Origin of the sequence: Rhizobium sp. C104, assembly GCF_022354505.1 — a bacterium.
Lineage (GTDB): Bacteria > Pseudomonadota > Alphaproteobacteria > Rhizobiales > Rhizobiaceae > Rhizobium > Rhizobium redzepovicii.
The window spans coordinates 394279-420418 of sequence record NZ_CP092350.1; the positions used below are offsets into that span (position 1 = coordinate 394279).

The following is a 26140-nucleotide window of genomic DNA, read 5'->3' on the forward strand; positions in this document are numbered from 1 at the left end:
TCCCTCCTCTTCAGCGGATGCGGTAGAATTTGGAATCGAACGACCACTTGCCCTGGGCGCCGCTCTCGTCGTCGCCGACGATCCTCAATGTTCGGGCGAGATCGTAGACATAGTTGAAGGCGGCGCGCTGGCCGACGAGCGGCGTCGGCACATCCGGCAGGTCGAGCACTTCGATCGGCTTGTCGCTGAGAATGGCGACGACCATGCCGACGCCGGCCGGCCCCTCCACCACATATTCGAAGCCGGTATAGGGATTGCGCGCATCCGGCACGACGACCGGACGGGCCGGATCGAGCCGGTTGTCGCCGCTCTTGGCGGTCGGTTTCAGCCCCATCGAGCGCTTGTTCGGGTAAAGCTGGGTCAGCTTGCCGGAGGCGTCGATATCGACGAGGATCAGGTAACCGGACTTCTTCGTGGAGACGCGCATCGCCACCTTGTCGCCGATGCCGACCGAGGTGCCGGGCAGCACGTCGACGGCGACGCCCGCCTCATTGTCCGTCTTCAGCGTATTCTCGACGGCGGCGACCGGGGTTTTCGCCTCCTCGCCGGTGATGACATCGCGGCCGAGCGCATCCGGCTGGCCATAAAATTGCGGCACCGGCGTGAAGCGGCAATCCTGCGCATGCGTCCGGCAATATTCGTCGGATTTGCGCCTTACATAATCGAGCAGGGCGGCGTTGCTGACATTCGGCTTGTCGGCGGCCCGCGCCACGCCATCCTGCACACCTTCGATGAAGCGGCGGGTGAAGACGCCGACGGGCGGCCTGGCCTCGCGGTCGACGAGCGCCCATTGGCCTGAGTTGACCGCCGACCAGACCATGGCGTTTTCGCCGCCGAAGGAGAATTTCGCCTCCTTGCCGGATTTGTTCGGCGGTTCGAGCTCGGCCAGCGCCGGGCCGAGGCAGCGCACGGAGCCGGAGGGGGCGGCCACCGCGCTGCGGCTGCCGGGCCCGACATGGCAGGCGTCGATCAACAGCGTGACGCGGCGGTCCTTGAGGCTGTTCAGCCGCGCGGCGATTTCCGTTTCGCGGATCTGGTTGGTGACGGTCACCTTGCCGGCCTCGCGCACCAGCTTGGCGTCGGCTGCGACAAGCGTCGGGCTGGTTGTTTCCTCGGCGCCCATTTCCTCCGAGCCCTGGCCGCTGAAATAGAGGAAGACCCGGCTTCCAGGCGTCGACTGGCGCACCAGCCAGTCGTCGATTTCGGCAAGGATCGCCTCGCGGGTGGCCTTGCGATTGGTCAGCGTGTGAATCTGTTCCGGGCGGTAGGCGAGCGTCTTCACCAGGAAGAGCTGCATCGCCTTGACGTCGCTGGCGGAGCCGGTGAGTTTTGCCTCGCGCATCTCGTAATCGTCGATGCCGATCAGCAGCACGCGGTCGCCGGGGGAGCCTTGGATGCCGGGTGCCTGGAGAGCGGGTGCCTCGGCAACAGGTGGCTGGACAGCGGGTTCTTCGGTGGCAGGCTTGGTGGTCGGCGCGGTATTGTCGGCGGGCGTTTCGCTCGTGGCGGCAGGAGCGGTATCGCCGGCGGGCGGGGTGGTGATGGCGAGGTTCGCCAGTTTCTGGCCGGATTGTCTGAGCTTGCTCCCGAGACCGGTGGTGGTCGAGGCGACCTGATCGGCGGCCGGCGTTTCGACATTCGGCACGTCGCCATCGGTCTTAGCGGCGATCCAGTCGCGGAAGGCGGCGACGCGGGTATAGACGCCGTAGTGCTCGGCCTCGGCGCAGCCGGCACCCCAGCTGACGATGCCGAGCTGGATCCAGCTCTTGTCCGGGCGCTGGGCCACCAACGGCCCGCCGCTGTCGCCCTGGCAGGCATCCTTGCCGCCTTCGGCATAACCGGCGCAGACATTGCGTTCGTCGATCGGGTTCATCCGCATCGAGCTGTCGCGATAGGCGGCACGGCAATCCTCGCGCGGGACGATCGGCAGCTCGACTTCCTGCAACTCGGTCGGCAGGTATTTGTCGTCCCAGCCGTGATCGGCCTTGGTGTAGCCCCAGCCGGTGACGACAGCCTTATGGCCGGCCGCCTCCACCTCGTCATCGGAGGCCGAGGCGAGGACCGCCGGCCTGGAGATGGCGGGTTCGGCAAGTTTGATCAGGGCGATATCGTTGGCAAAGATCTTGCGGTCGAAATCCTCGTGAATGACGACGTCTTCGACGGCAAGGCCGGGTTTATCCGGCCCGTCGACCGAGATGACCTTGTCGATCTTCGACTTGCCCTCGACGATCAGCAGATCGCGGGCGAAGAGATCCTGCTTGCCGGAGCGGCCGCTGGTGACGCAGTGGGCGGCGGTCAAGATCCAGCGCGGCGCAATCAGCGAGCCGCCGCAGTGGCCACCGAAGCGGCCGCGCTGTTCGGGATCGGGCGCCAGGATCTTCACTTGCCAGGGCCATTGACCCTTCTTCGCCGCCTGGCCGCCAATGACGCGGCCGCCATCCTCGCCGGCAAAATCGGTATCCTGCTGGGCAAGGACCGGTGAGGCCAGCAGAAGCATGACGGCCGCAACGTTGAGGATGCTGCTGATCGACGCGCTCATAGCTTGGCTCCGGCGGAGGTATAGAGGACGGAAAATCCGACGCGGGCGCCCTCGGGCAGGACATCGCCGAGCCGCCTGGCGATATTGCCGGCGGTGCGGCGCCTGTCGTTCTGCTTCAGGAATTCGACGAGTTCGGGCATCGGGGTTTCGGAGGTGACGGCGACGAGCAGATCGGTGCCGAAGGGGGCGACGACCGACAGATCGAGGTCGAAATTCGCAGGCATCTCAGCCTCGGCATCTTTCTCGCCGGGATAGAGGAACTGCACGGTTCCATCGCCGGTGACGTCGAAGAGCATCAGCTTGCGGCCGGCTAGATCGGAGACCGTGACGCCGACGCGCTCGCCCTCGCGGTGGACGGTGTCGGACGGCGTGACGCGCACGGTCTGCGGATTGACCTCCGACAGCCGCTTCAGCGTGTCGAGCGCGGCCATCCGGTCGACGACGAAAGGCATGTCGCCGGCGCCGATGCCGGAGGCGACGACATCGCCGCCGGCAATCGCCTCGTGCTTTTCGGGATCGAAGACCAGTTCGGCATGGACGCCATCCGTCAGCTTGAACGGCGTGACGGCCGGCTCGATGCCCTGTAGCACCGCTTCGGCCCCAAGGGCGGCAATGCTGATCGGCGCGGGCTCGACGGGCGGCGGAGCGTTCGATTTTTCCGCCGCCGCCTGCGCCCCTGCCCCCTGGTAATCATAGACGACGGCGCGGTCGAGATCGGTTCCGGGCGGGCTTTGGGTGAAGATATTCTGCCGCTGGTCGGTGAACTGATAGACCGCCTGGCGCACATATTCGAAGAGTTCGCGGCGGCTGACGGCGCCGTCGCCGTTGCGGTCGGCCGCCCCTTCGAAGGCGCGGGCGGTGGCATAACTCAGCGCGCCGCGTTTCTGCGGGATGCCGGGAATGGAGATTTCGGGCGATTTGGTGTTGTCGTCAACGGCGGCGAGGAAGGTCAGCCGCTTGAAATCGAAGCCGGTGGAGAGCGCATCCGCCGTCGTCGAGATCGGCGCGAGGTCGTCCTCCTCGATCGTATAGGACGGCGCCTGGCGCCAAGTGATCTCGGCGCCGCGCGGATCGACATCGCGGGTCATGCCGCCGGCATGGCAGGTATCGGCGATGAAGACGACATCGGCGCCCTTGGCCTCCAGTTTGTGGATCAGCACCTTGAACTCGTCGCCGAAGATGCGCTCGCGCGATCCGGGCAGGCGGGTATCGAAGCCGGCGAGCACATAGACCTCGTCGCGGCCGCTCGGTTTCGAGCCCTTGACGCGCTCCGGCTCGCTCGAGCCGTGACCGGCGATGCCGAGAACGACAAGATCGCCGGTCCCTGCCCGTTCCGTCACGGCTTCGATCGCATGGAAGATGCCTTGGCGGTCGGCCTCGCCGTTTTTCAACAGCGTCATGTCCTCGACGCCGACCGAACGCAGGGAAAGGGAAAGGTCCTCGGCATCGGCGACTGCGCCGTGCAGCGGCGGAACGTTGCGGTAAAGGTCTATGCCGATCAGGACTGCCCGGACGGCGCCGCGCTCCGGCGCCTCGATGGTTTTTGCCAGGGTCTCTGTCGCCGCCAGACTGAGGAGGGCGAATGCGGCGGCCATGGAAACGGATGCGGACATGGCCAAACTCCCCTCGCCCCAGCTATTCGCGGCGCCATTCGACGCGGCGGTTCAGCGCGTCGACATCGTCTTCGGTGAGGTTTGCCGTTGCCGTCACATCCACCGGCTCGGAGGCGCCCCGGCCTTCGGCGTCGATCGAGGCATCGATGCCGTGGCTCTTCAGGAAATCGGCCACCGCCTGGGCGCGGCGTTCGGAGAGCTTCTGATTATAGTCGTCGCCGCCGCGCCGGTCGGTGTGGCCGATCAGGATGATGCGGCCGGGCTTCTGCTCCTTCAGCGCCTCCAGCAATTCCTCGGCGGCCTCGGTGCCGATCGAGGTGAAGCTCGACTTGTCGAAGTCGAAGGTGATCGGCACGGGAATGGACACCGGCACGATGCCGCGGACATTTTCGGAATAGATGCCGCCGAGCACGCCGCTGCGGTGATCCTTCTCGGCCGGCACGAAGCTGCCTTCAGGGTTGTCGCTCGTCGGGTTGGCGGCCAGGATGCGGGCCTGGGCGGCACGCTGGATGAGGTCGGAGATCGTGTCGGCCGGCGGCGCCTTGGGGGTGCGGGTCTCGTTCTTGATGATCTCGATTGCCTGCTGGTAATCGGCGGCGGCATCGGCAAAGCGGCGGGCGGAGAAATAGATCTCGCCGAGCGTGGCGGAGGCCTGCCAGAGCACCTGCGGACTGTCGGCGGCGACCAGCAGCGGCTCGTAATCGGCGACCGGCTGGTTGGCGGCCATCATCTCCTGGGCGGCGGCGAGCCTGAGGGCTGCAACGCGGCGCTGGGCATTGACCTGGAACTGGCCGCATTCGGCGCTGACGGCGATCGCATCGGCCTCGGAGGCGGCGGCATTGATATCCTTGGCGGCGACGGCGGTGTTCAGCTTGTCGAGAAGGGCGGTGCAGGCAGGTGTATCGGCATTCGCCACTTCGATATCCTCGCCGGCCTGGCTGGGTTCGGCCGAGCGGCCGAGGTTGAGCTGCGGCATCTTGATGCTGAAGCCGCCGGGAAGTTTGAATTGCGGCATCTTCAGCTGCGGCATCGGCAGCTTCGGCATTTTCGTCTGGGACGTCTGGGCTGGCTGCTTATACTGCGTTGGCCGGGTGGACGAGGTGGTGTCGGCGGGGCCGATCAACTGCAGCTCGTCGGCGGCAAGCTCCTGGCCGGGCGCCAGATTGGTGACGATCTTGTATTTCTTCGGCGGCTGTTGTGCGGCCTGCTCCACAGGCTTCGGCGCGACCGGTTTTGGCGCTGCCTTCGGTTTGTCGACCGTTTCCGGCTTCTTGGCGGCTTCCTGTTTGATCACCGGTTTCGGCTTCGGAGCGGCTGCCGGTTTCGGCGGCTTGGCTGCCTGTTCGACCGGTTTTGCTGCGGGGGCGGCTGCGACGGGCGGGGCGGCCACGGGCGGCAGAGCCGCCGGGCTGTCGACCGTCGTCAGCATCAGCGTCTTGCTGCTGATCTTGGTGCCGAGGCTGCGGGCCTCTTCCAGGCTGCGGGACACGGCATCCATGCCGCCGTCGACCGAGCGGAACATGCCGCTGCCGCTGCCGCCGAGATCGGCGAAGATGGTCAGCGGCTTGGAGGAATAGAAGACCTTGATCTGCTCCTGACCCACGGGGCCGGAGACCTGCAGCCGGGCGCCGCTGGCCGGATCCGGCACCTGCACGCGCTTGCCGGGGCCGACGAGGGCATCGGTCTGATATTTGTTCGGGAAAAGCTTGATGACGGAACCGTTCGGCGAGACGTTCAGTACCGTGACATAGCTGTTCTCAGTCGACTGGATGAACAGGCCGACGACTTCGCCGATGGCGTATTTGGCCTCGGCGCGATCGAAGGTGATGCTGACAGGGCCGGTCTGTGCCGGCGCCTCGGTCAGTGTGCGTTCGTTCTGCGCCTCGACGGCGGGAACCACCGCAAAGAACGAGAGGAAGGTGGCTGCGGCTAGGATGGCTTTGCGGTGCGACATGGGAAAACCTCCTCTTCGAACAATCTCACACTGTGTTGAAGATGAGAATAGCACCGACCGGCGAAATTGGGATGGCTTTGCCTGTCTTGCTTGAGGGAGGGTTACAAATTATTTGGAGCCGCGAAGAAACCGTCCCGGAAAAGACGTGCGCAAGACTTCTGGATCGGCAATATCAGCCGCCGGATCTCGTCTTTTCGACTTTGGACCTGCGTTTAGTTCTTGGGTTTCTGCCCGGCTGATTTCAAAATCGAGATCAGGTCGCTCATCCCTTCGGGCGAGGAATTATAGAGCCAGAGAATATCCGGATTATCGACCGTGAATTCATTGCCGGGGCCCGAGCCCATGTCGCGGCCGGGCGAGGTCGCGTCCGGGAGTTTGCCTTGACCGGGTGTCAGCCCCTTGGCGCTTTCGTGTTCTGCGATGATCGCAGTGGCTGCGGCAAAGGCCTTTTCGTCATGCTGGCGCAGCGCCGCAAGCGCGGGGTTGCGCGCCGCCAGCGCATCCTCGGCCGGGCCGGCATGGCCAAGCTGAGGCATCTGCAGCGCCAGCAGCAGGCCGATCGACAGGGGTATGAGCCGGGATTTCGTCATCGTCGTCACATCCGTCTTATGGGCGCTACCGCGCGCGACATGCTTGCGGACAATAGGCAGAGGCCGGAAAGATGGCAACGGCGCTCAGTGCCAATCGGTTGGGAGGGGTGAAATAGGCTTGGGAGCGTCCGCGGGACAGATCGCACATTCTGCTGGCGCCGGCTGTGGCCGGCGTCATCGCAGACAAGCACATCGGATCGGAACGATGTTCGCAGGGATAGCATTCTCCCGCGGATTAGTCGGTGTCATCAGGTAAAATTTTCTAATCAAAATTGTCGTCTAGCTTATCCCCCGGCTTCTTAACAATATAGCTGGAAGGAAGCAGGTGAGGCCGGCAACCAAAGGGCACGGTTGGCGCCGTTGCGACGGCAATAGGCCCGAGTTCCAGGCTTTGATTTGTATCAAGGACACGAGAGGGCTCGCCAGTCCATGTAATCGTAGAAATGTTTGGCTTTTACATAATTCCGGGGGAGGAAAATATGATGAAGTCCCGTTTCATGGCTATTGCAGCGGCTTCGCTTGCGGCGTCGTTCATTGCTCCGGCAGGCTATTCGGCAGAGGGCGGCGATATCGGCACGCTGACGCCTGAGAAGGCCGACAAGGCGTTCGCCGGCAAGCCGGTCTACTCGCCCTATGCCGGGCGCAACTTCCCCACTCGGCCGCTGTTTGGCGATACGCACCTGCACACGGGTGCTTCGTTCGACGCCGGCGCATTCGGCGCACGGTTGACGCCGCGCGACGCCTACCGCTTCGCACGCGGAGAGGAGGTCATGGCCTCGAGCGGTCAGCCGGCAAAGCTGTCGCGTCCGCTCGATTTCCTGGTGGTCGCCGACCACTCGGACAATATGGGGATGTTCACGGACCTCTTCGCCGGCAAGCCGGAGGTGATCGCCGATCCGCAGGCCAAGACCTGGTACGAGGAAATCAAGAACGGGCAAGGCGGCAAGGCTGCGCTGGAGATCATCTTCGCCTTCGGCAAGGGCACGTTGCCGCAGTCGATGATCTACGGGCCGGAAACGCGTCCCTACAAGAACGCCTGGCAGGACACGATCAAGGCGGCGGAAGAATATAATGATCCGGGCCGTTTTACGGCCTTCATCGGCTATGAGTGGACATCGAACACGGCAGGCAACAACCTGCACCGCAATGTCATTTTCCGCGACAATGCCGACAAGGCCGAGCAGGTGCTGCCCTACACGACGCTGAAGCCGCTCGGCAGCGACAATCCCCGCGACCTGTGGAAGTGGATGCAGGCCTATGAGGACAAGACCGGCGGCAACGTGCTGGCCATCGCACATAATGGCAACCTGTCCAACGGCCGCATGTTTCCGTTGATCGAATCCTTCACCAACAAGCCGGTGGACAAGGACTATGTGGAGGAGCGCGCAAGGTGGGAACGGCTCTACGAGACGACCCAGACGAAGGGGACGGGGGAAGCCCATCCGGCGCTGTCTCCGAATGACGAGTTCGCCGATTTCGAAATCTGGGATTTCGGCAATCTTGACGCGAGTGTGAAAAAGACGCCTGACATGCTTGAGTTCGAATATACCCGCTCGGCCCTTCGCAACGGCCTGAAGCTGGAAGCCCAGCTCGGCACCAACCCCTACAAGTTCGGCCTCGTCGGCAGTTCGGATGCCCATACCGGCCTCGCGGCCATGGAAGAGGAAAACTTCTTCGGCAAGACGACGCCGCAGGAGCCAAGCCCCGAGCGCCTGACCGCGACCTTCGTCAAGGACGACAAGACCGGGATCACGGTGATGGACTGGGAGGTCGGCGCGTCAGGTTACGCCGCCGTCTGGGCGACGGAGAATACGCGTGAATCCATTTGGGACGCGATGCAGCGCAAGGAGACCTATGGCACAACGGGATCGCGCATGATGGTGCGCTTCTTCGGCGGCTGGGATTTCGCGCCGGCCGACGCCGAGACCCGCAATCCCGGCGCGATCGGCTACGACAAGGGCGTGCCGATGGGCGGCGACCTGACCAAGGCGCCTGACGGCAAGGTGCCGACATTCCTCGTCGCGGCGCTGAAGGATCCGATCGGGGCCAATCTCGATCGCTATCAGATCGTCAAGGGGTGGTTGGACGACAAAGGCGACACCCATGAACAGATTTACGATGTCGCCTGGGCCGGCGACCGCAAGCCCGGCGCCGATGGAAAACTGCCGTCGGTCGGCAGCACGGTCGACATCGGGAACGCCACCTGGACCAATACGATCGGCGCTCCTGAACTGATCGCCGTCTGGACGGACCCGGACTTCGATCCGACGCTGAAGGCCTTCTATTACGGGCGCGTTATCGAGATCCCGACGCCGCGATGGACTGCTTATGACGCCAAGCGGTTTGGCAACAAGCCGCTGGAGGGCACATCGATGACCGTGACCGAACGCGCCTATACCTCGCCGATCTGGTATACGCCCTGACACGACGAGAAACCGGTGCTGAAGCGCGTTCTCGAAGAACCCCTCGTGCATTTTCTGGCGCTCGCGCTCGCGATCTTCGCCGGCTACGCGCTGGTCGGCGCCGGCGAAAGGCAGGAACGCATCGCCGTTACCGCGCCGAAGATCGAGCAGATGGCGACCTTATTCACCAAGACCTGGCAGCGTCCGCCGAGCGCGGCGGAGCTCAAGGGGCTGATCGACGATTATGTGAAGGAGGAAGTCCTCGTCCGTCAGGCGCTCGCCCTCGGGCTCGACAGGGACGATGCGGTGGTCAGGCGGCGCCTTCGCCAGAAGATGGAGTTCCTGAACACGGCGGACGCCGAGGCGCTGGAGCCGACCGACGCGGAACTCGAAGCCTATCTCACCAGCAACGCCGACGCGTTCAGGATCAAGGGCATGCTGGCCTTCGAGCAGGTGTTCCTGAGCCCGCAGCGGCACGGCGGCCGGGCCAAAGAGGAGGCCGGCTCCATCCTCCAGATTCTGCTGTCCGATCCGGAGGCGAACCGCTCGCTGCTCGGCGACGCCACGCTGCTGCCGCCCGAGGCTGCGCTCTCCGACAGCGCTTCGATCACGCAGACCTTTGGGGCCGATTTCGCCAAGGCGCTCGACCAGGCACCCGTCGATCAATGGATCGGGCCGGTCGTGTCCGGTTTCGGACTGCACCTCGTGCGGGTGACGGAGCGTGTGCCTGACCGTACGCCCTCGCTCGGCGAAGTGCGTGACGCCGTCGCGCGGGAGTGGACGAACGCCAGGCGCAGCGAACTCGAAGACCAGCAATTTGCGAAGCTTCTCAAGGGTTATACGGTGACGATCGAGAGCCTCGTCGGCAAGGAGACCGGCCGGTGAAGCCGATCGGCAGAATATTCGCATTCCTGCTTGCTGTGCTGCTTGCTGCGGCAGCCCGGGCGCACGAGGTCCGCCCGGCCTATCTCGACATGCGCGAAACCGCCACCGACACGTTCGCCGTCGTCTGGAAGGTGCCGGCGCAAGGTGAGATGCGCCTCGGGCTTCATGCGCGGCTGCCGGCCGCCTGCGCGGAGAATTCCGAGCCGGTTCGGTCGATCGAGCAGGGCGCCTATTTCGAGCGCTGGAACGTCGCGTGCGCGGGTGGCCTGAAAGGCGGCGAGATCAACATCGACGGCCTCAAGTCGACGCTGACCGAAGCGCTGGTGCGCATTGAATATGCCAGTGGAGATACCGAGCTTGCGCGCCTCCTGCCCGATCGGCCGCGCTTCGTGGCGGCCGGCACGCAGACGAGCATCGAAGTGGCGCGAACCTACTTCCTGTTCGGCGTCGACCACATTCTCTCCGGCCTCGATCACCTGCTCTTCGTGCTTGCGCTCATCCTGCTAATCCGAAACCGCTGGATGCTGCTCAAGACCATCACGGCGTTTACGATCGCCCACAGCATCACACTGGCTGGAGCGTCGCTTGGATATTTCAGCCTGCCCCAAAGGCCGGTGGAAGCCACGATCGCGCTCAGCATTGCGTTTGTGGCGCGCGAACTGGTCAAGACGGAACCGGGCGGGAGGCGGCTGTCCGAGAGCTATCCCTGGCTCGTGGCCTTCGCGTTCGGACTGCTGCACGGCTTCGGCTTCGCCGGCGCATTGAAGGAAACCGGCCTGCCGCAATCGGACGTGCCGCTGAGCCTCTTGACGTTCAATCTGGGCGTTGAGGCGGGGCAGCTCATCTTCGTTGCGGCGATCCTGGTCCTGTTCAGGATCGGAGCCGCTCTGGTCGCCTTGCCGCTGGCGCCGACCCGCCGGCTCGGCGCCTACGCGATCGGCACGGCGTCAATGTTGTGGCTCGTTCCCAGGATCGCCGGTCTCGGGATATGAGAGATGGCGCGGAACAAGGATCGGCTGGAAACCTGCCGCGCTTTAGCTCTTTGTTTTGATGCATGTCGTTATCCCGGAACCGCTGCACACTTCCGGGCGACATGCATTAGAAGTGTATCACCAGCCCCAACATCGGGCCCTGCTGGACGACGTCGAAGACAAAGTCGTCGTTGCTGTAATCCACCCCGAGCGCGCGGTACCCGGCAACGGCCGAGATGTTGTCGGCGAACCGGTAGCCGATCGCAGCGGCAACGTCCCAATCGAGGTCAGCGCCGCCGGCGCCGACGAGTTCCCAGCCGGTCAGGTAGACCTCCGGGGTAATGGCGTAAGTGCCCTTGAAGCCGACCAAGCCGTCCACCCAGGTTGCGTTATCCGTTCTGGAGCGCCCGTCCAGAATGCCGCCGTGGAAGGAAAGCTCGCTTTCCACGGACCAGACACGCAGGCCGCCGACGACATCCAGCCGCGCGGAACGGTCTTCGAAAACCGCATAACGGCGCCGAGGAAGCCTGCGAAGGTCTCACTCGATAGCTCGACATCGGTTGCCAGAAACCCTCTCGGGGTGCCGGCTTGACCCGAGATCTTCGTGTACATCACATCGTCAACTATGCTGTAGTTCGCCAAACAATTTTCGAGACGCCGTATCATAGCGTGCTGTCGGGCTACAGGTTTCCTGGTTTTTCCTGGTTTTGCACTATCTTCGACAATCGAAGGGGCGCGTTACTTGACCGAGGCGCCGGTCGATCCTGCGGGCTCCTTTTGCGCCAACCGAATGCTTCAATCCGTTGCTTTGGCGCCGGGTCAGAGGATCTTCAATTGCTGCAGGCTGAGGCGCAGATCCCGCAGCATTTCGCCGAAGATCTCCTCGATCGTTCCCGTCGACCAGACGACCATGGTGCCATAGGGCGAGCGCTTGCGCTGCATGAAGCCGGCGATCTCGAAATCGATCAGCGTCTTGCGGCAGGTCTCGCTCGACATCACCGCCACCAGGAACCGGGCGAGATTGGACTGGTCGATGGCGCCTGATTTCTCCGCCCAGTTCTGGATCAGCCGCGGCTTGGTGTCGGCGGTGAACATCGAGGCGAGCGCGCGATCCTGCGACAGCCCCAGGCGCTGCAGCTTGGCCGGATCGCGGGTCAGCGAAACCACGTAATCATTGTGCAGATCGGCGAAGCGCTCGATATCCTCGGCCGTGTTGATGCCGAAGACCTTCATCGAGTAGAGGAATTCGGCCATCAGATAGGTCGGCTCGGAGCGCAGTTGCGCCAGATGCTTGTCATCGGTGCTTTGCGAGGCGGCGCAGACCCGATCGGAGAAGCCTATCCTTGCGGCGCGCACCTGCTCCAGCAGGCTGATATCGAGCGCCAGTTCGTCACCGTTCCATTCCAGCATAAGCATTTCCCGCCAGCAAATCTTCGAGACGATGTTCTTGTACTATCGCCGGCGCCAATCTCCAAATCGTTTGGAAAGCAACGGCTTGCTGACAAGGCGCATCTATCTTACCATTTCGAAGACTTGACGGTCAGAGAAGGCCGAGCCGGCCTGACATCGTCCTGTTCGGGGGTCGAGGACATGCGTAGTTTTGGGTCGCATATTCTGATTGCCGCGGCACTTGCGGTCGCCTCGCCGGTTTTTGCCGAAGACACGACGATTATAGAGCTTCGCAGCGGCGATGGCGGCCGCTCGGTTGGCATTATTTCCGCCAGTGAGGAAGTCGAGGCATCGGGACCTGCGGCGATCACCGTCGGCGACGACGGCACCATCTATATTCTCGACCAGAACAATGGCCGCGTGCTCGCCATCGACGCCGAGCGCTCGCAGGCCGAGCCCGAAATTCTGCCGCTGCCGGAAAATGCCAGCCCGGAAGATCTGGCCGTCGTCCACAACGAACTCTACCTCTGGTCGGACGGTGTCGTGCCCCTCGAACGCTCCACCGAGGCCGATGGAAGGTCGCAGACGCTGCGCGCCGTCGATGGCGGCGATGCCGACGATTACACCCGCTCGGTCTTTGCCTCGATGGGCTCGGTGCCGCCGGGGCCGCTGAACAGCATCGTCGATGAGATCGGGCGCAGCACCAGCCGGCCGGCGCCCCGCCCGCCGGTCATTCAATATGTGCCGAGCCGTGGGCTCGGCGATATTGTCGCCGAAGTCTCGGCTGCAAACGACAAGGCGGAGATCCTGCTGCGGCGCAGCAGCTCGGAGGAGAATTTCCTGTCGCTGCCGCTGACTGCCGAGGGCCGCATCGGCACCGTCGAACTTCTCGACATCGACACGACTGGCAGGCCCTATGCGCTGGTCGAACTCGTTCCTGCCGATCAGCCAGAGCGCACCGGCATGCTGGTGGTGCGCTTTACGCCCAACGGGGCGATCGACCGGGTCTACGACCTGCCGATCGACCCCGGCACGGTCTTTTCCCGGCGTTTCGTGGCGATCGGTCCGCGCGGCGACGTGCTCTATCTCAAATCGCAGGAAAGCCGGGCGCAGGTGCTGCGGCTCGACGGCCGCGACCCTGGCCGAAAGCTTGCCGTCGCGCGGCCGGCAAAACCGCTCAATGCCGGCAAGCCGGGCAAGGCGCCGAAACTGGCGATCGTGCCGAAGTCGCGCAGCGACGTCATCGAGCGGGCGATCGGCTTCGAGACACTGAACTGGCTGGTGACGTCATCAGCCTACGGCAAGGACCCAGGGCCCGGCTGCATCAACATGAACCGGCTGCGCCGGCCGATCTACCTGATCGGCAAGCGCGGCCAAACGGTGAAGGGCGTTCCCTATTGCTGGGGCTGCAAGACCCGGCTCGAGGATTTCATGGACGGCGTCGAAAAGGGCCAGACCGCCGGCAATGTCTGCACCAAGAGTGCGCCGCAAACCAATATTCTCGGCGTCGACTGTTCCGGTTTCGTCAGCGACGCCTGGGGCCTGAAGATGCATGTCTCGACGCGCGCCATCCCGGGCATCACCAAACGCGTCGCCGACCCCTGGTCGATGCGGCCGGGCGACGCGCTGAACAAGCCCGGCTCGCATGTGCTGTTGTTCATGCGCTTCACCGACGACCGCAAGGTCGAGGTGATGGAGGCCTCGCCCAACGCCTGCAAGGGCCGCGTCTGCCGCAACACCTATTCGCTCGGCAGCCTCTTGATGCGCGGCTACCAGCCGGTGCGCTTCAAGGGGCTGGATGGGTGAAGGACGGGAGCGTCTAGGACGTTCCTTGCGCTTTTCAGACGCGCGGCACGGTCGGCGCCAGCCGCCGCTTCGCCATTGCCAGAAGTCCATGCGCGGCGACAGTCTCCGCATATTGCCGATAGACGGGATCTCGGCTCAGCATGCGCTCTTCGGCGCGGGCGCGCAGCAGATAGATCAGACTGACGATCGCCAGCATGCCAGCTCGTGCCAATCCTTCGGCAAGACCGCTGGCGACGAAGCTCGGGGCTGCAAACAGCCACCAGGAGATGTTCTTCGAGAGGTAGGCCGGATGTTTTACGAAGCGGTAGGGGCCTGACGTAATGATGCCGCGATGGGTCAGGTTGGAAAAGCGCGGCCCGAAGGCAATGGTCGCCCAGACGTAGATTATCGCGCAGGCCAGCGTCGCAACGCTCCAGACGAAGTAGACCACCGATCCCTCCTGGATAACGCTCTCCCAACCCGGCCCGGCGCCATAGGGCACGAAGGCGCTGGAAATCGCCGGGAAGAACGGCTCGTAGCAGATGAGGCAGACGAGCCAGCCGAGCGCCGTCGTCTCCGTCGCCCTGACATGCCATCCGAACAGTTTGAACGTGGCGATATAGCCGCCGGCCGCCAGGATGACGTCGAGAAGGAAGACAAGCCGCAGCAAGCCTTCGAACCAGGCGGCTGAAAATGGAGGAAACAGCCAGGCCGGTCTGTCGGCAAGATCGGAAAGCGCCGCTATGCCGCTTGAAAACATCAGCACGAGGAAGAAGCATTTAATCGTCAGCAGGCGCAGTGCGAACAGTACGTCTTCTTCGCGAAAATCCTGCATCAGCACCGCACGTCCGACCTGATTGAGATAATCGTCGGGCTCCTCGGCGACGAGATCGGTGACCGCGACGTAGAGAATGGTGGCGCCGGCAAGGACGATGGAAATGGGGATGGTCGTGTGGCCAGCCCCGATGAACCATTGGACCGCCGACGACTGCGTGAAAAACGGAAAGACCGAGCAGGCGATGACGATAGCACCCAAAAGCGCGGCGAGGCCGACAAGCTTGGTCCCGATGCGCCGCCAGAAGAGGGCCGAAGCTTCGTTCCGCCTCTGTCTCGACACCCAAACCCCTCGGGTGGCTGGCATGCCGTCAACGACGAACCAAACGAAGACAAGGCAGAACAGCGCAAGTGCCATCGCCTTGCCGGGCTCAAGCAGCAGATAATTCGAGAGCGCAATGCCGGCGACGCCTCCGATAAGGGTCGCAGCCTGAATCATGAAGGATCCTGCCCCTACCAGGACGGGCCGCCGCTCGAAGAGTTGCCGGAGCTAGAAGAACCACCGGAACTCGATGATCCGCCGCCCATGCCACCGGAACCGGAGCCGGAATTCGAACCGGAGTCATTGCCGGAACGGCCAAAAGCCGTTTCATTGCTCTTTGCCACCACCTTTTTGACAGTGGGCGTCGTTTTCCTGGTCGGCGTGGCGTTCGGGGTATTCCTATTCGGCTCGTCGCTGGCGAACAGCGTCTTGGCCCCCGGGTCGAACACACAACTCTGTAGGATAGCGGCTGAGCCCGCGATGAAGGTAGAGCACAATAGCACACGGATGATGAGCTTGCTGTTCATGTAGGGCGCCCCCGGTTCGCCATTTCAGAAGAGATCGTACCTCGGATTTCGCTTTACCCATGTCGCCTTGGCGAGCTTGACGAGCCTGTCATCGATCGACTTAGATTTTGGAATTGTTTTTTGCTCCTGAGCAGTCAGGTCGGCGATAAAGGCGGCTTCTGCGTTCTTCTTCGCAGCATTGGGCAGCCTCTTGAGTTCTGCCAAAGCCTGGTTCTTCGGATCGCCGCTGCCCGGCAAGTTGATGGCGGTCGCCAGCGCGAAATAATGCGCCGCCGTCGCAAGGCTGTCATCACCGCCGCCTTCTTCCTTCGCCAGGACGGCACGGTCGAAAGCACCCCAGTAGTCGCCGCGTTCGGCGCCCATCTCCAGCCACTTTACCGCTTCCGTCTTATCTGCGGTAACGCCAACGCCGTCACGATACATGCGCCCGAGATTTGTCGGGGCATGAGGCTGTCCGCCTTCTGCAGCCCGCGTGAAAAGGTCAAGTGCCTTGGTAAGATCCTGAGGGGCGCCTTTTCCAAAGCGATAGACCAGGGCGAGATTGTTCAGGGAGTAGATGTCGTTGCGTTCGACGCCGGCCTCATAGAAGCGAATACCGCGCTCGGGATCGGCTGGGACGTTGACGCCGTTCAGGAAGATATATCCGAGCTCGTTCATCGCATAGGTATGGCCAAGGTCGGCGGCCTGCAGCATCATCCGCAATCCCTCTTGCTGATTGGCCTTGGTACCACGGCCGTAGTAGAGAGCTTTGCCGTAGCTGTGCAGGGCGAAGGGATCGCCCTTGGCGGCGCCCCCTTTAGCAATCTCGCTGGCCTTGGCGGCATCACGTGGAACGGAAGCGCCAAACTCATAAAGGCTCGACAATTCCTGAATCGCCCGAACATGCCCGGCATCCATCGCCTTCTTGATCGTGGCGAAAGCCGTCTTGGTGTCGCGGTTGGCGAGCTGGGCGCGGCCGAGCTGGTAGACGAAGCGGGCAACCTCGGGGTAGGCCTTCACCGCTTCCGTGCAGGCAGGCAGGGCCACATTCGGGTCGATCTCGTTCGGCAGCTTGCCTGCGGTCACGCCCTGCAGGTCGAGGGCGGCGGCGGCTGATGTGTCGCAGGCATCGAGCACCGGCTTGAAGGTGACGGTCGCAGCCGGCAGGTTGTCATTGGCCGCCTGCAGCGTCAGGGCGAAAGGCTGGTTTTCCGTGCCGATCTGCGGCTCGTAGGAAAGGCCCGGAATGTCGGCTGCCTCAAGCACATGGCCGAGCCCGATCACCCGGCCTCCGGCCCGCAGCGTGCCCTTGTCGGGCAAGGCCGCGACCTTGAAGGTCATTTCGGCGGCCGATGCCGGAACGACCGGCAGGCTTGTCCTGACGGGGCCGACGCCGATCGGCGTGTCGACGTCGCGCGGCAGCGTTTTCAGATAGGCATCGGCGTCGGCAAGCCGCACCTGCTTTTGCTGCTCGAGCTGGGCGAGCTTGGCGCCGGCATCCGCCGAGACGGTGATCGCGACGACGCCCTGCGTCGCCTGACCATAGGGATCGCTGACGGTGTAACCGATCAGGCCGACGGTTCCGGCGCTAACGCCTGAGGAATCATAGGTGAGTGCCGTGAGCGCCGCAGCCGGCATCTTGGCGCCCTGCTCGACCGGCTTGCCGTCGAAGCTGAGCTTGCCGGTCTGCGGAAGCTGGTTGAGGGTGACGAGCAGCGCCGAGCCGGTCTCGTCATGCGGCGGAGCGATCGGCAGCTTGGTGGCGGCAGCCCCTTCCGGCACGCTCACCTGCTGCATCGGCTCGACGCTCGGCGGCGGCGGCGCCGGAATGAAATAGAAGCTGTCCATCAGTGAGGAATTTTCCCAGGGGACCTGCTTGCCGCCTGTCATGGCGATCACGTCGCGGCGCACATCGGTCAGCACCTGGCGGATTTCCTTGTTGGGTTCGCTGGCGCGTTTGATGAAGGATTCGGAATAGGGGCTGAGCGCCCCGGTGCCGTCGAGCGCCACCTGGCCCGGTTCGGTGGAGAAGGCGATCAGGCTGCCGAGATCGCTGTCGATGCGCGCAAGGCCGCGGGTGGCGCCGACCGGCTCCAGTTTTTCTGCCATCCAGAATTTCTGGGCGTTGAAGGGATTGTTGCGGCAGGCATCGAGGAAGATCAGCTGCACCCGCGAATTCTGCTTGAGGTGATTGAGGATGAGGTCGAGCGGCATGGTCTGCGTCTCGACGTCATAGGGTGTCTCGAGCGTCGCATCGACCGGCACGAGGAAATTCTGCCCGCCGACCTGGATGCCGTGGCCGGAATAATAGATCAGGCCGGCCTCAGCATTGCTGGTCGAACGCAGGAAGCGGCGCACTGTATCCTCGAGCCCGATGCGGTCGACATTGACGCCGATCGTCACGTCGAAGCCGGCCGCCCGCAGCGTGGTCGCGACCTCTTCGACATCATTGGCGGGATTGGGAAGCGAGGGCAGTGTCTTATAGACCGAGTTGCCGATGACCAGGGCGACGCGGCGTCCGTTCTCACCTTCGGTGATGGCGGCACGTGCCGTGCCGATCGACAGCAGCATTGCCGCAGCAATCAGCAGATAGGCGCACAGTCTCTTGACGTAGTGAAACTTGGGCATGGCTCGATCGCAAACATTCTATTGTTTAAGTTCAATAAAATTTGCTGGCCTGCTGGTGCTGGGCCCCCTCCGCATTCACCCTTTGAAAATATTCCTCACTGCTAAAAAAAGCAAGCTTCGCCCGCCTCCAAGTGAATTGGAGCAGTCCCGTCAGATTGGAAGCCCATCGGCGTCAGGAAAGACTGTCGAAAACAGGAAATTATCCTGCGGCCGGCAGCGGATACGTCGGCGCTGGCGAAGTTTTCTTAGCTTGGAAACGTATAGTTGCTGATCGAGGCCGGTTTCATCTCGATCGAGAAGCCCGGCTGAGTGGGCGGCATATAGGCGGCGTTCTCGATCCGGCAGGGGTCGAGGAAGTGTTCGTGCAGGTGATCGACATATTCGATGACGCGGCCTTCCTTGGTTCCGGAGACGGCGATGTAGTCGATCATCGACAAATGCTGGACATATTCGCAAAGCCCGACACCGCCGGCATGCGGCCAGACCGGCAGGCCGAACTTGGCGGCGATCAGCAGCACGGAGAGAACTTCGTTCAGCCCGCCCATCCGGCAGGAATCGATCTGGACGATGTCGATCGCGCCCTCGGCGATGAACTGCTTGAACATGATACGGTTCTGGCACATCTCGCCGGTCGCGACCTTCACCGGTGCGATCGCCTGGCGGATCTTGCGGTGGCCGGCGACATCGTCGGGGCTGGTCGGTTCCTCGATGAAGAAGGGCTTGGCCGGGGCAAGCGCCTTGACCCAGTCGATCGCCTGGCCAACATCCCAGACCTGGTTGGCGTCGATCATCAGGTAACGATCGGGACCGATCACCTCGCGGGCGATCCGGAGGCGGCGGATATCGTCGTCCAGGTCGCGGCCGACCTTCATCTTGATATGGTTGAAGCCGGCATCGATCGCCTCCCGGCAAAGGCGGCGCAGTTTCTCGTCTTCATAGCCGAGCCAGCCGGCCGAGGTGGTGTAGCAGGCATAACCCTCCTTTTCGAGGATGGCGATGCGTTCGGCCTTGCCGGTTTCGGCGCGCTTCAGGATCTCGACCGCCTCCTCACGCGTCAGCACGTCGGTGAGATAGCGGTAGTCGACGATATCGGCGATCGCCTCCGGCGACATCTCGGCGACAAGGCGCCAGACCGGTTTTCCCGCCTGTTTGGCAAGCAGGTCCCAGACGGCGTTGACGACGGCGCCGGTCGCCAGATGAATGGCACCCTTCTCCGGGCCGATCCAGCGCAACTGGCTGTCGCTGGTCAGATGCCGCCAGAATTTGCCGGGATGGGCGAGCACCTCGGCAAGCTCGGCGCCGACGACGAGATGGCGCATCGCTTCGATCGCCATGCAGCAGATGTCGTTGCCGCGGCCGATGGTGAAGGTCAGGCCGTGGCCGGCAAGATCGGGCGTATCCGTATCGAGAATGACATAGGCGGCCGAATAATCCGGATCGGGGTTCATCGCATCCGACCCATCCAGACTTTGCGACGTGGGGAAGCGGAGATCGAAGACACGAAGGTCGGTGATGCGGGTCATGGTGTATTCTCCGTTAACGCGGTCGGCTGCCGGCGGGGCCGGATTGGCCGGCTGCGTGCCGGCCACATCGCTGAATGGGCTCAGATCGTCCAGCCGCCGTCGATGGCGATCGCCTGGCCGGAGGTGTAGGTGGCGCCGGCAAGATAGACCGCGAGATCGGCGATCTCCTCGGGCGAGCCGAGCCGGCCCATCGGCTGGCGGGCGATGAAGGCGGCGCGGGCGGCGTCATAATCGCCCTGCGCGCGCATGCGGTCCTGCAGCGACGGGCTCTCCACCGTGCCGGGGCAGATGGCGTTGCAGCGGATGCCTTCGGCGACATAATCGGCGGCGACGGATTTGGTCAGCCCGATGACGGCGGCCTTGGTGACGCCGTAGGCGAAACGGTTCGGCACGCCCTTGATGCTGGAGGCGACCGAGGCCATGTTGATGATCGACCCGTCCTTGCGCTCCAGCATGCCGGGCAGCACGGCGCGGATCGTGCGAATCATCGCCTTGACGTTGAGGTCGAGGGCAAATTCGAAATCGGCATCCTTCATCTCCAGGATCGAGCCGGCATGAACGAAGCCGGCGCAGTTGAACAGCACGTCGACAGCGCCGATCTCGGCGACCAGAGCCTTGACCGCATCCTCTTCAAGCACGTTCAGCTGATGGGTGGAAACGCCGGTTTCCGCAGCTAAGGTCGCCAACGCCTCGGTATTGATGTCGGTCGCGTGGACCTTGGCGCCGGCCGCGGCAAAGGCTGTCGCCGTTGCACGGCCAATGCCCTGGCCGGCGGCGGTGATGAGAACGGTCTTGCCGGAAAGTCTGTTTGTCATGTCACGGGGCCTTTTCTGGAATTGTCTGCGCGGAACGATGGAATGCGTTTTGTCTGACGAAGGCGGGCTCACCCTTTCCCATTTTGCGCGCTGTGACCGCTCTGCGGCAAGAGAGTGCTGGCCGCCTGCCGCCTGGTTTCGTTTCGGAAGCGCGCGAGATCTCACCGGATGTCAAGCTGCGTCTTCAGCTATGATTTGTCTGTTTATAGACAAACAGACGATTAGCCAAGGGTCAAGCGCAAACTTTTCCTTTTCCGGCTGCTCTTCTGCGTATATGCAGAGTGATATTCACAGGAGGAAGGAATGGAGACCGAGGAGTCAGACCGCTATCGCGCTCCGGCGCTCGACAAGGGCCTCGATATCCTGGAATTGCTCGCCGGCGTCGACAGCGGCCTCACCCAGGCCGATATCGCCAAGCGGCTCGATCGCAGCCCCAACGAATTCTACCGCATGCTCGACCGCCTGGTGCGCCGCGGTTACGTCACCCGGCTGGACGGCGACCGCTATTCGCTGACGCTGAAGCTGTTCGGCCTGGCGCAATTGCATACGCCGGTCCGCCGGCTTGCATCCTATGCGACGCCGCTGATGCGCGATCTCGCCCAGCGCACGCGCCAGGCCAATCACCTCGCCGTCTTCGACCGCGGCGCGGCTGTCGTTATTGCCCAGCAGGAGGCGCCGGACTATTGGGGCTTCTCGATCCGCATCGGCGCCCATATCAGCCTGTTCGACACCGGATCGGGGCATGTGCTGCTCGCCTTCCGCAGCGCGGAGGAGCGGGAGATGATGATCTCGGAACATGTACGCAGCCGCGCGGAGATCGAACTCGGGCCGGATTTTTACGATCGTCTCGACCAGATCCGCGAGCGCGGCTACGAGATGATGGCAAGCGCCCAGACATCAGGCGTCTACAATCTTTCCGCGCCCGTTCTCGGGCCGGACGGGCGCTGTATCGCCGCCCTCACCTGCCCCTTCATCGCGCTTGTCAATGCACCCACCGCGCCGGATATCAGCCAGGCGACCATGCTGGTGCAAAAGGCGGCCAACCAGCTGTCGCTGCTGGCCGGTGCCGACGTCGCCAATTCTGGCTGACGGGGTACTGCGAGAGCGGCCCCTCATTCCGCCTGCCGCCACCTTCTCCCCGTAAACGGAGCGAAGGGGAATAGCCGCAACCCCTCCGTTCGACACGAATGTCTCGCATGGCACGTCCCCTCGCCCCGTTTACGGGGAGAGGGTTAGAGTGAGGGGCAGCTATGGGCCGGCAATTTTTATTTGAACAATCCATTCACCAGGGATAGCTTGCGCACAGCCTGTCCTGGAGGAGAAAAGCGTGCTCATCGACACCCATCTGCACATTATCGATCGCTCAGCGCTACCCTATCCCTGGCTTTCCCAGGTGGCCGATCTCGATCACGATTTTCTCTATGAGACCTACGCGGCCGAGGCGCGGCGCTGCGGCATCACTACGGTGCTGCATATGGAGGTCGACGTCGATCCCGCCGCCATGCAGGCCGAGACCGACCATATCGCCGGCATCGCCAAAAAGACAGGCAGCCTGATTGCCGGCGCCATCGTCTCCTGCCGGCCGGAGGAAGAAGGCTTTGCCGCCTATCTCGAGCGGCAGAAGGCCGATCCCTTCGTCAAGGGATTCCGCCGCGTGCTGCATGTCGTGCCCGACGACGTGTCGGAAGGTGCTTTGTTTCGCGAAAACATCCGCCGCATCGGCGGCAGCGGCCTGACCTTCGACCTTTGCACATTGCCGCACCAGGCGGGCCGCGTCACAGCCCTCGTCGATCTGGCGCCGGATGTGCAGTTCGTGCTCGACCATTGCGGCGTGCCCGATATCCGCTCCGATGCCTACGAGCCGTGGAAGGCCGGCATCTCGGAGATCGCCCGGCGACCGAATGTCGTCTGCAAAGTCTCCGGCGTCGTTGCCTATGCCGACGCCGAGACATGGACGGCGCAGACGCTCCGGCCCTATATCGAGCATGTCATAGCAAGCTTCGGCTGGGATCGCGTCGTCTGGGGCAGCGATTGGCCGGTGTGCACGCTCGGCGGCGGCCTTTCCACCTGGGTTGCCGCGACCCATGCCGTGCTGTCCGGCAGCAGCGAGGCGGAGCGCTCCGGGCTGCTTTTCGCCAATGCCCAGCGCCTCTGGTCGCTTTGACGTCACAAAATCACATGATGTGCTGTGGCTTGCAAAAGTGCTACTCTGGCATGTCTTTTGCTTCTGTAAGGATGAAGCGACGCAGTGTATCGGTTTGGGACGACTTACCGCCGGGCAATTGCTAGCTTTAGCCATCTCAGGTAAAAGTTGTCAGACACGGATTTGGCGAATAACTTCAGTCCGTGTCCTCAGGAGGGAAAAAATGAAAGAAGAACCGCATTCCGTCGACGTTCACGTCGGAAAGACTATCCGTATTCAGCGTCTATTGAGGAAAGTATCTCAGACGGAACTGGGCGACCGCGTCGGCGTGACGTTCCAGCAGATCCAGAAATACGAAAAGGGTTCCAACCGCGTTTCCGCCAGCATGCTGGTTGAAATCGCCGGCGCGCTGAAGGTCGACGTCAGGACATTTTTCGACGATCTGTCGGCCCCCGATACGGCCAACGACAACCCGGCTCCTAGCGAGGAATTCATTATCTCGCGCGAAGGCGTGCTTCTCAATGCGGCGTTCTTTTCGATCAAGAACGAAGCTCTTCGCAAGAAGATCCTGAAGCTCGTCCAGGCGATTGCCCACACCGAACAGGTGGAAGGCGAAGCAGCCGAATAAACCAGGTCTCCTTCACGCGAATCCACTGGGCCGCATGAGGATAAATAGCGATCGGGATCAATTCGACCGGGATCGATGGTGATCGACCGGGATTAATATCCATTGATCCGGATTAATGGCGATCGATCAGGATCAGATTCTCGCTGGCGTCCTTCATTGCGATCTTGGCTTTGCTGCCGAGCAGTTTCTCGAGATTGACGTCTAGTTCCCTGTCGGGATCTATGCCGTCCCAATCGATCACGACCTGCAGCAGCGCCATGTTCGTCAGGTGCATCAGATTACGCAGCTGAAGCTTTTCAGCCTCCTCCTTGGCTGCCGACAGCAGCCGGAAGATCCTTGCGTATTCGCTGCCTGTACCTTCGTTGCGTTGTTCAAACATCGTTCCCGCCCCTTTGGCCGTGAAACCGTACGATTCCATTACCAATGCATCTTCCGCGGTGACCGTTATTCGAGCGTTACAGCAACTGCATTGCGCGTGACTTCGGCGTGCAGCAGCTCCCAGTGCGAGGTCGCGGCAAAGCGCCAGTCACGGTTGACGGGCAAGAATTCGTCCCGGCGCAGCCAATCCAGCACCAGTCGGGCGTCGTCGCGCTTGCGTTCGACACGATGCTGGCGGACCGCGGCGAGGATCTGGTCGCGGCGCGGCTTGCGGAAATGGCACTCGTCGACGACCTTGGCATAGGTGCGCTCGGAAAAATGCAGGAAACGGCCGGCAAGCAGCAGTTTCTTGCGCTCGCTGGACGAGATCTCACCACTGGTCAGAAGCGCCTCGATCGTCGGCTCGAAATCGACCCAAGGCACGGAGAGCGGCAGCCAGCCGAGCGCCTGCGGCGCATGCACCAGCGCGACGGCCTCATCGTCGAGCAGCCGCCCGGCCTCGTAATCTTCGAAGATCGAGCCGAGCCCGACCATGCCGAAAGGCGCGCATTCGGCCGCCCGCAGCGCGCCCATGCTGGCGCCGCCGGCAACGGCGACATCGTGCTCGAGCGCGAACAGAATTTCCTTGTGCCAGACCGAAGGCAGATCGCCGAAATATCCGTCGACGAGACCGATGGCGGTGGCGCCGTCGTGAACGGCCTTGAGGATGTCGCCGCAGGCAGCCGGCGGCCGGAAATCGATGCGAGGGGATGTGGCTCTTGCCGCGGCGAGATCGCTGCCAAGGCTCGGACCGACGAACAGCACCTTCATGACTGGGCTCCCCTCATGGTGTTGACCGCCCGCATGCCGAGCTGGATGTACTGGCCGGAGATATCGACCTCCAGGCCCGGCACGATGACCCTGACGACGGAGACCGGCAGAGCCCGGTGCGCAAACGGCACGACGATGATCTGCTCGATGCCGGTCGCCGCCAGCCGGCCGGCGATATGGCCGATGGTTTCCTGGATCGTTGCCGGGCTGCTCTGACGCGGCTGGAAGGCGCGCATGCGGCCGCCGCCCTCGCAAAGTTCGACCACCTGCTGCATCGCCGCGCTCTGGTCGAGCCGCTGATAGACGCGCGGCGAAAAATCGTCGCGGCTGCCGGCAATTGCGGTCAGCCGGCTCTGCGCCGCTTCGGTGATGGCGCGCAGCGCGGCGCGAACGGGATCAGGATGGCAGCCGCAGCCGCCGCAAACATGGGCCCAGCGCGCATCGACGCGGTCGGAAAGATTGCCGGGCATGATGACGGCGAGAAAGGCGGGAACGCCAATATCGGTGGTCATGTCGAGGAGCAGCAGCCGCATGCCGGCGCGTGCGATCCGGTCGGTCATGACATCGATGACTGCGTCGCCGAAGGAGGCAGGATCGATGCGGCTCTCCTTCAGCCGCTCGGGCGATTTCAGCTGGGTCAGGGCCCAGGCGTCGCGCTCCACCAGTTCGCAGAGCCCGTGCAGGACGGCTTCGGATGGCGTGTTGCCGGAGGCCAGCCCATCGCTCGACTGCTCGAAACCCGGTGGCCTTTCTCCGCGATGGTCGAGGCCGACGAGCCACCAGGGCACGAAGACGCTGCTGCCGGAAAGGATATCGAGCCCGGAGCACCAGGGAATGGGTCCGCTGCCGATCTCGTCGGGCGCGCAGCGGGCGACATTGTCGAGATCGATCATGGCGGCATTTTCCGCCCGCATGCCGGCGACAGTCGCCTCCGTCAGGTCGGCGGGCGGGATTTCGGCGATCCGCGTCTCGATCGCTTCCATGGCGGCCGAGGTCATGGCGGCATCATTGTCGATGCCTTTGCCCTGGAAAACCGAGAGCGTATGGCTGTTCGGCCGCGTCGCGAATGCGACGGGGATGTTCAAAACGTCGAGCGCGGTCAGCAGGCCGACGCGCGTGATGCCGAATTCGCGCAGATGCGGCCTGATAGCTGCAAGTGTCTGAGCCGGCGTGACGGCGCGGTCATGATAATCGCTGACGCCGGCCGATGATCGTTTGAGGTCACCGGCAAGCGTTTCGAGATCGGTGAAAACAGACATCCGTTTCTGTTCCTTAGCGGAACCTCAGCGCATGCGTCAGGCTCTCGAGCGCATTGGCGGAAACGCTGAGTTCATCTTGTTTCATCGCTGCTCTCGCAGCTGCAGAGAAGCGCAGGGACTGGGTCTGAACTGCGGTGGTTTCAGCATTCGTCTTCATGTTCCATCTCCGATTGGTTGGGCAGCGCTTGCTGCCGTTAACCATCGGAGGGAAACATTGCCTGCGTCA

Annotated in this window: 21 protein-coding genes and 1 pseudogene; 7 read left to right on the forward strand and 15 right to left on the reverse strand. The window is 63.1% G+C overall.

Annotated features, from left to right (window positions below; translation table 11 throughout):
- Positions 1 to 10 precede the first annotated feature (10 nt).
- From MF410_RS26335 to MF410_RS26350, 4 genes are all read right to left on the reverse strand, one after another.
- The gene (locus MF410_RS26335; protein ID WP_222134833.1) at positions 11 to 2539 is read right to left on the reverse strand and encodes a trypsin-like serine protease; all 2529 of its coding nucleotides are present in this window, start codon (positions 2537 to 2539) and stop codon (positions 11 to 13) included.
- Positions 2536 to 4152: a caspase family protein gene (locus MF410_RS26340; protein ID WP_183854751.1), complete on the reverse strand. Its 1617-nt coding sequence runs from the start codon at positions 4150 to 4152 to the stop codon at positions 2536 to 2538. The genes MF410_RS26335 and MF410_RS26340 overlap by 4 nt, the downstream gene beginning before the upstream one ends.
- A 22-nt stretch (positions 4153 to 4174) precedes the next feature.
- Positions 4175 to 6106 (reverse strand): DUF4384 domain-containing protein, encoded by a 1932-nt coding sequence (locus MF410_RS26345; protein WP_183854750.1) that lies wholly within the window; start codon positions 6104 to 6106, stop codon positions 4175 to 4177.
- 212 nt (positions 6107 to 6318) lie between these two features.
- Complete coding sequence (locus MF410_RS26350) at positions 6319 to 6696, reverse strand: hypothetical protein (protein WP_239620505.1); 378 nt, start codon at positions 6694 to 6696, stop codon at positions 6319 to 6321.
- A 479-nt stretch (positions 6697 to 7175) separates the two neighbouring features.
- On the opposite strand from MF410_RS26350, the gene MF410_RS26355 reads away from it, so the two are divergent.
- From MF410_RS26355 to MF410_RS26365, 3 genes are read left to right on the forward strand one after another with little or no spacing between them, the layout of a single operon-like run.
- Positions 7176 to 9119 (forward strand): DUF3604 domain-containing protein, encoded by a 1944-nt coding sequence (locus MF410_RS26355; RefSeq protein ID WP_239620507.1) that lies wholly within the window; start codon positions 7176 to 7178, stop codon positions 9117 to 9119.
- A 15-nt stretch (positions 9120 to 9134) separates the two neighbouring features.
- Positions 9135 to 9983, forward strand: a complete 849-nt coding sequence (locus MF410_RS26360; RefSeq protein ID WP_239620509.1) for a peptidylprolyl isomerase — start codon at positions 9135 to 9137, stop codon at positions 9981 to 9983.
- A 5-nt stretch (positions 9984 to 9988) separates the two neighbouring features.
- Positions 9989 to 10975 carry a HupE/UreJ family protein gene (locus MF410_RS26365; protein WP_239620636.1) on the forward strand — a complete coding sequence of 329 codons (987 nt, stop codon included), beginning with the start codon at positions 9989 to 9991 and terminating at the stop codon, positions 10973 to 10975.
- A 106-nt stretch (positions 10976 to 11081) separates the two neighbouring features.
- Here MF410_RS26365 and MF410_RS26370 read toward each other — a convergent pair.
- Positions 11082 to 11587 (reverse strand): annotated as a pseudogene (locus MF410_RS26370) (hypothetical protein); the annotation flags it as partial.
- A 186-nt stretch (positions 11588 to 11773) separates the two neighbouring features.
- A complete protein-coding gene (locus tag MF410_RS26375; RefSeq protein WP_222134834.1) occupies positions 11774 to 12364 on the reverse strand; it encodes a hypothetical protein in 591 nt (196 codons plus the stop codon).
- A gap of 180 nt (positions 12365 to 12544) precedes the next feature.
- Here MF410_RS26375 and MF410_RS26380 point away from each other — a divergent pair, with 180 nt between their 5' ends.
- Positions 12545 to 14149 (forward strand): hypothetical protein, encoded by a 1605-nt coding sequence (locus MF410_RS26380; protein ID WP_222134835.1) that lies wholly within the window; start codon positions 12545 to 12547, stop codon positions 14147 to 14149.
- A 34-nt stretch (positions 14150 to 14183) separates the two neighbouring features.
- Here MF410_RS26380 and MF410_RS26385 read toward each other — a convergent pair whose 3' ends face one another.
- The 5 genes from MF410_RS26385 to MF410_RS26405 form a co-directional block, all read right to left on the reverse strand.
- Positions 14184 to 15401, reverse strand: a complete 1218-nt coding sequence (locus MF410_RS26385) for a DUF1295 domain-containing protein (RefSeq protein ID WP_183777829.1) — start codon at positions 15399 to 15401, stop codon at positions 14184 to 14186.
- Between the two features lie 14 nt (positions 15402 to 15415).
- Positions 15416 to 15751 carry a hypothetical protein gene (locus MF410_RS26390; protein ID WP_164517721.1) on the reverse strand — a complete coding sequence of 112 codons (336 nt, stop codon included), beginning with the start codon at positions 15749 to 15751 and terminating at the stop codon, positions 15416 to 15418.
- Positions 15752 to 15775: 24 nt separating this feature from the next.
- Complete coding sequence (locus MF410_RS26395; protein WP_222134836.1) at positions 15776 to 18358, reverse strand: caspase family protein; 2583 nt, start codon at positions 18356 to 18358, stop codon at positions 15776 to 15778.
- 245 nt (positions 18359 to 18603) lie between these two features.
- Positions 18604 to 19881: an L-fuconate dehydratase gene (locus tag MF410_RS26400; RefSeq protein ID WP_183777831.1), complete on the reverse strand. Its 1278-nt coding sequence runs from the start codon at positions 19879 to 19881 to the stop codon at positions 18604 to 18606.
- Positions 19882 to 19961: 80 nt separating this feature from the next.
- Complete coding sequence (locus MF410_RS26405; RefSeq protein WP_097625697.1) at positions 19962 to 20696, reverse strand: SDR family oxidoreductase; 735 nt, start codon at positions 20694 to 20696, stop codon at positions 19962 to 19964.
- A gap of 303 nt (positions 20697 to 20999) precedes the next feature.
- Here MF410_RS26405 and MF410_RS26410 point away from each other — a divergent pair, with 303 nt between their 5' ends.
- The 3 genes from MF410_RS26410 (at position 21000) to MF410_RS26420 (ending at position 23467) form a co-directional block, all read left to right on the forward strand.
- A complete protein-coding gene (locus tag MF410_RS26410; RefSeq protein ID WP_097625696.1) occupies positions 21000 to 21785 on the forward strand; it encodes an IclR family transcriptional regulator in 786 nt (261 codons plus the stop codon).
- Between the two features lie 238 nt (positions 21786 to 22023).
- Positions 22024 to 22860 (forward strand): amidohydrolase, encoded by an 837-nt coding sequence (locus MF410_RS26415; RefSeq protein ID WP_097625695.1) that lies wholly within the window; start codon positions 22024 to 22026, stop codon positions 22858 to 22860.
- Positions 22861 to 23062: 202 nt separating this feature from the next.
- Positions 23063 to 23467: a helix-turn-helix transcriptional regulator gene (locus tag MF410_RS26420; RefSeq protein ID WP_097625694.1), complete on the forward strand. Its 405-nt coding sequence runs from the start codon at positions 23063 to 23065 to the stop codon at positions 23465 to 23467.
- Between the two features lie 112 nt (positions 23468 to 23579).
- On the opposite strand, the gene MF410_RS26425 is transcribed toward MF410_RS26420, so the two are convergent.
- The 4 genes from MF410_RS26425 to MF410_RS26440 all read right to left on the reverse strand — a co-directional run bounded on the left by MF410_RS26425 (position 23580) and on the right by MF410_RS26440 (position 26071).
- A complete protein-coding gene (locus MF410_RS26425; RefSeq protein WP_003594963.1) occupies positions 23580 to 23846 on the reverse strand; it encodes a hypothetical protein in 267 nt (88 codons plus the stop codon).
- Positions 23847 to 23911: 65 nt separating this feature from the next.
- Entirely contained in the window at positions 23912 to 24655 is a 744-nt protein-coding gene (locus MF410_RS26430) for a TfuA-like protein (RefSeq protein ID WP_183777832.1), read from the reverse strand.
- On the reverse strand, positions 24652 to 25914 hold the full coding sequence (locus MF410_RS26435; protein ID WP_222134837.1) for a YcaO-like family protein: 1263 nt from the start codon (positions 25912 to 25914) through the stop codon (positions 24652 to 24654). Before MF410_RS26435 ends, MF410_RS26430 begins: the two co-directional genes overlap by 4 nt.
- A 13-nt stretch (positions 25915 to 25927) precedes the next feature.
- Positions 25928 to 26071 carry a hypothetical protein gene (locus MF410_RS26440; RefSeq protein WP_164918697.1) on the reverse strand — a complete coding sequence of 48 codons (144 nt, stop codon included), beginning with the start codon at positions 26069 to 26071 and terminating at the stop codon, positions 25928 to 25930.
- Between the last annotated feature and the right edge of the window lie 69 nt (positions 26072 to 26140).

Excerpts from the sequence above, each read along its gene's own strand:
- MF410_RS26420 (WP_097625694.1), top strand. The coding sequence starts at position 23,063 with ATGAAAGAAGAACCGCATTCCGTCGACGTTCACGTCGGAAAGACTATC.
- MF410_RS26335 (WP_222134833.1), bottom strand. The coding sequence starts at position 2,539 with ATGAGCGCGTCGATCAGCAGCATCCTCAACGTTGCGGCCGTCATGCTT.
- MF410_RS26385 (WP_183777829.1), bottom strand. The coding sequence starts at position 15,401 with ATGATTCAGGCTGCGACCCTTATCGGAGGCGTCGCCGGCATTGCGCTC.
- MF410_RS26440 (WP_164918697.1), bottom strand. The coding sequence starts at position 26,071 with ATGAAGACGAATGCTGAAACCACCGCAGTTCAGACCCAGTCCCTGCGC.
- MF410_RS26410 (WP_097625696.1), top strand. The coding sequence starts at position 21,000 with ATGGAGACCGAGGAGTCAGACCGCTATCGCGCTCCGGCGCTCGACAAG.
- MF410_RS26350 (WP_239620505.1), bottom strand. The coding sequence starts at position 6,696 with ATGACGAAATCCCGGCTCATACCCCTGTCGATCGGCCTGCTGCTGGCG.
- MF410_RS26430 (WP_183777832.1), bottom strand. The coding sequence starts at position 24,655 with ATGAAGGTGCTGTTCGTCGGTCCGAGCCTTGGCAGCGATCTCGCCGCG.
- MF410_RS26405 (WP_097625697.1), bottom strand. The coding sequence starts at position 20,696 with ATGACAAACAGACTTTCCGGCAAGACCGTTCTCATCACCGCCGCCGGC.
- MF410_RS26380 (WP_222134835.1), top strand. The coding sequence starts at position 12,545 with ATGCGTAGTTTTGGGTCGCATATTCTGATTGCCGCGGCACTTGCGGTC.
- MF410_RS26375 (WP_222134834.1), bottom strand. The coding sequence starts at position 12,364 with ATGCTGGAATGGAACGGTGACGAACTGGCGCTCGATATCAGCCTGCTG.
- MF410_RS26400 (WP_183777831.1), bottom strand. The coding sequence starts at position 19,881 with ATGACCCGCATCACCGACCTTCGTGTCTTCGATCTCCGCTTCCCCACG.
- MF410_RS26435 (WP_222134837.1), bottom strand. The coding sequence starts at position 25,914 with ATGTCTGTTTTCACCGATCTCGAAACGCTTGCCGGTGACCTCAAACGA.
- MF410_RS26345 (WP_183854750.1), bottom strand. The coding sequence starts at position 6,106 with ATGTCGCACCGCAAAGCCATCCTAGCCGCAGCCACCTTCCTCTCGTTC.
- MF410_RS26340 (WP_183854751.1), bottom strand. The coding sequence starts at position 4,152 with ATGTCCGCATCCGTTTCCATGGCCGCCGCATTCGCCCTCCTCAGTCTG.
- MF410_RS26425 (WP_003594963.1), bottom strand. The coding sequence starts at position 23,846 with ATGTTTGAACAACGCAACGAAGGTACAGGCAGCGAATACGCAAGGATC.
- MF410_RS26390 (WP_164517721.1), bottom strand. The coding sequence starts at position 15,751 with ATGAACAGCAAGCTCATCATCCGTGTGCTATTGTGCTCTACCTTCATC.
- MF410_RS26355 (WP_239620507.1), top strand. The coding sequence starts at position 7,176 with ATGATGAAGTCCCGTTTCATGGCTATTGCAGCGGCTTCGCTTGCGGCG.
- MF410_RS26395 (WP_222134836.1), bottom strand. The coding sequence starts at position 18,358 with ATGCCCAAGTTTCACTACGTCAAGAGACTGTGCGCCTATCTGCTGATT.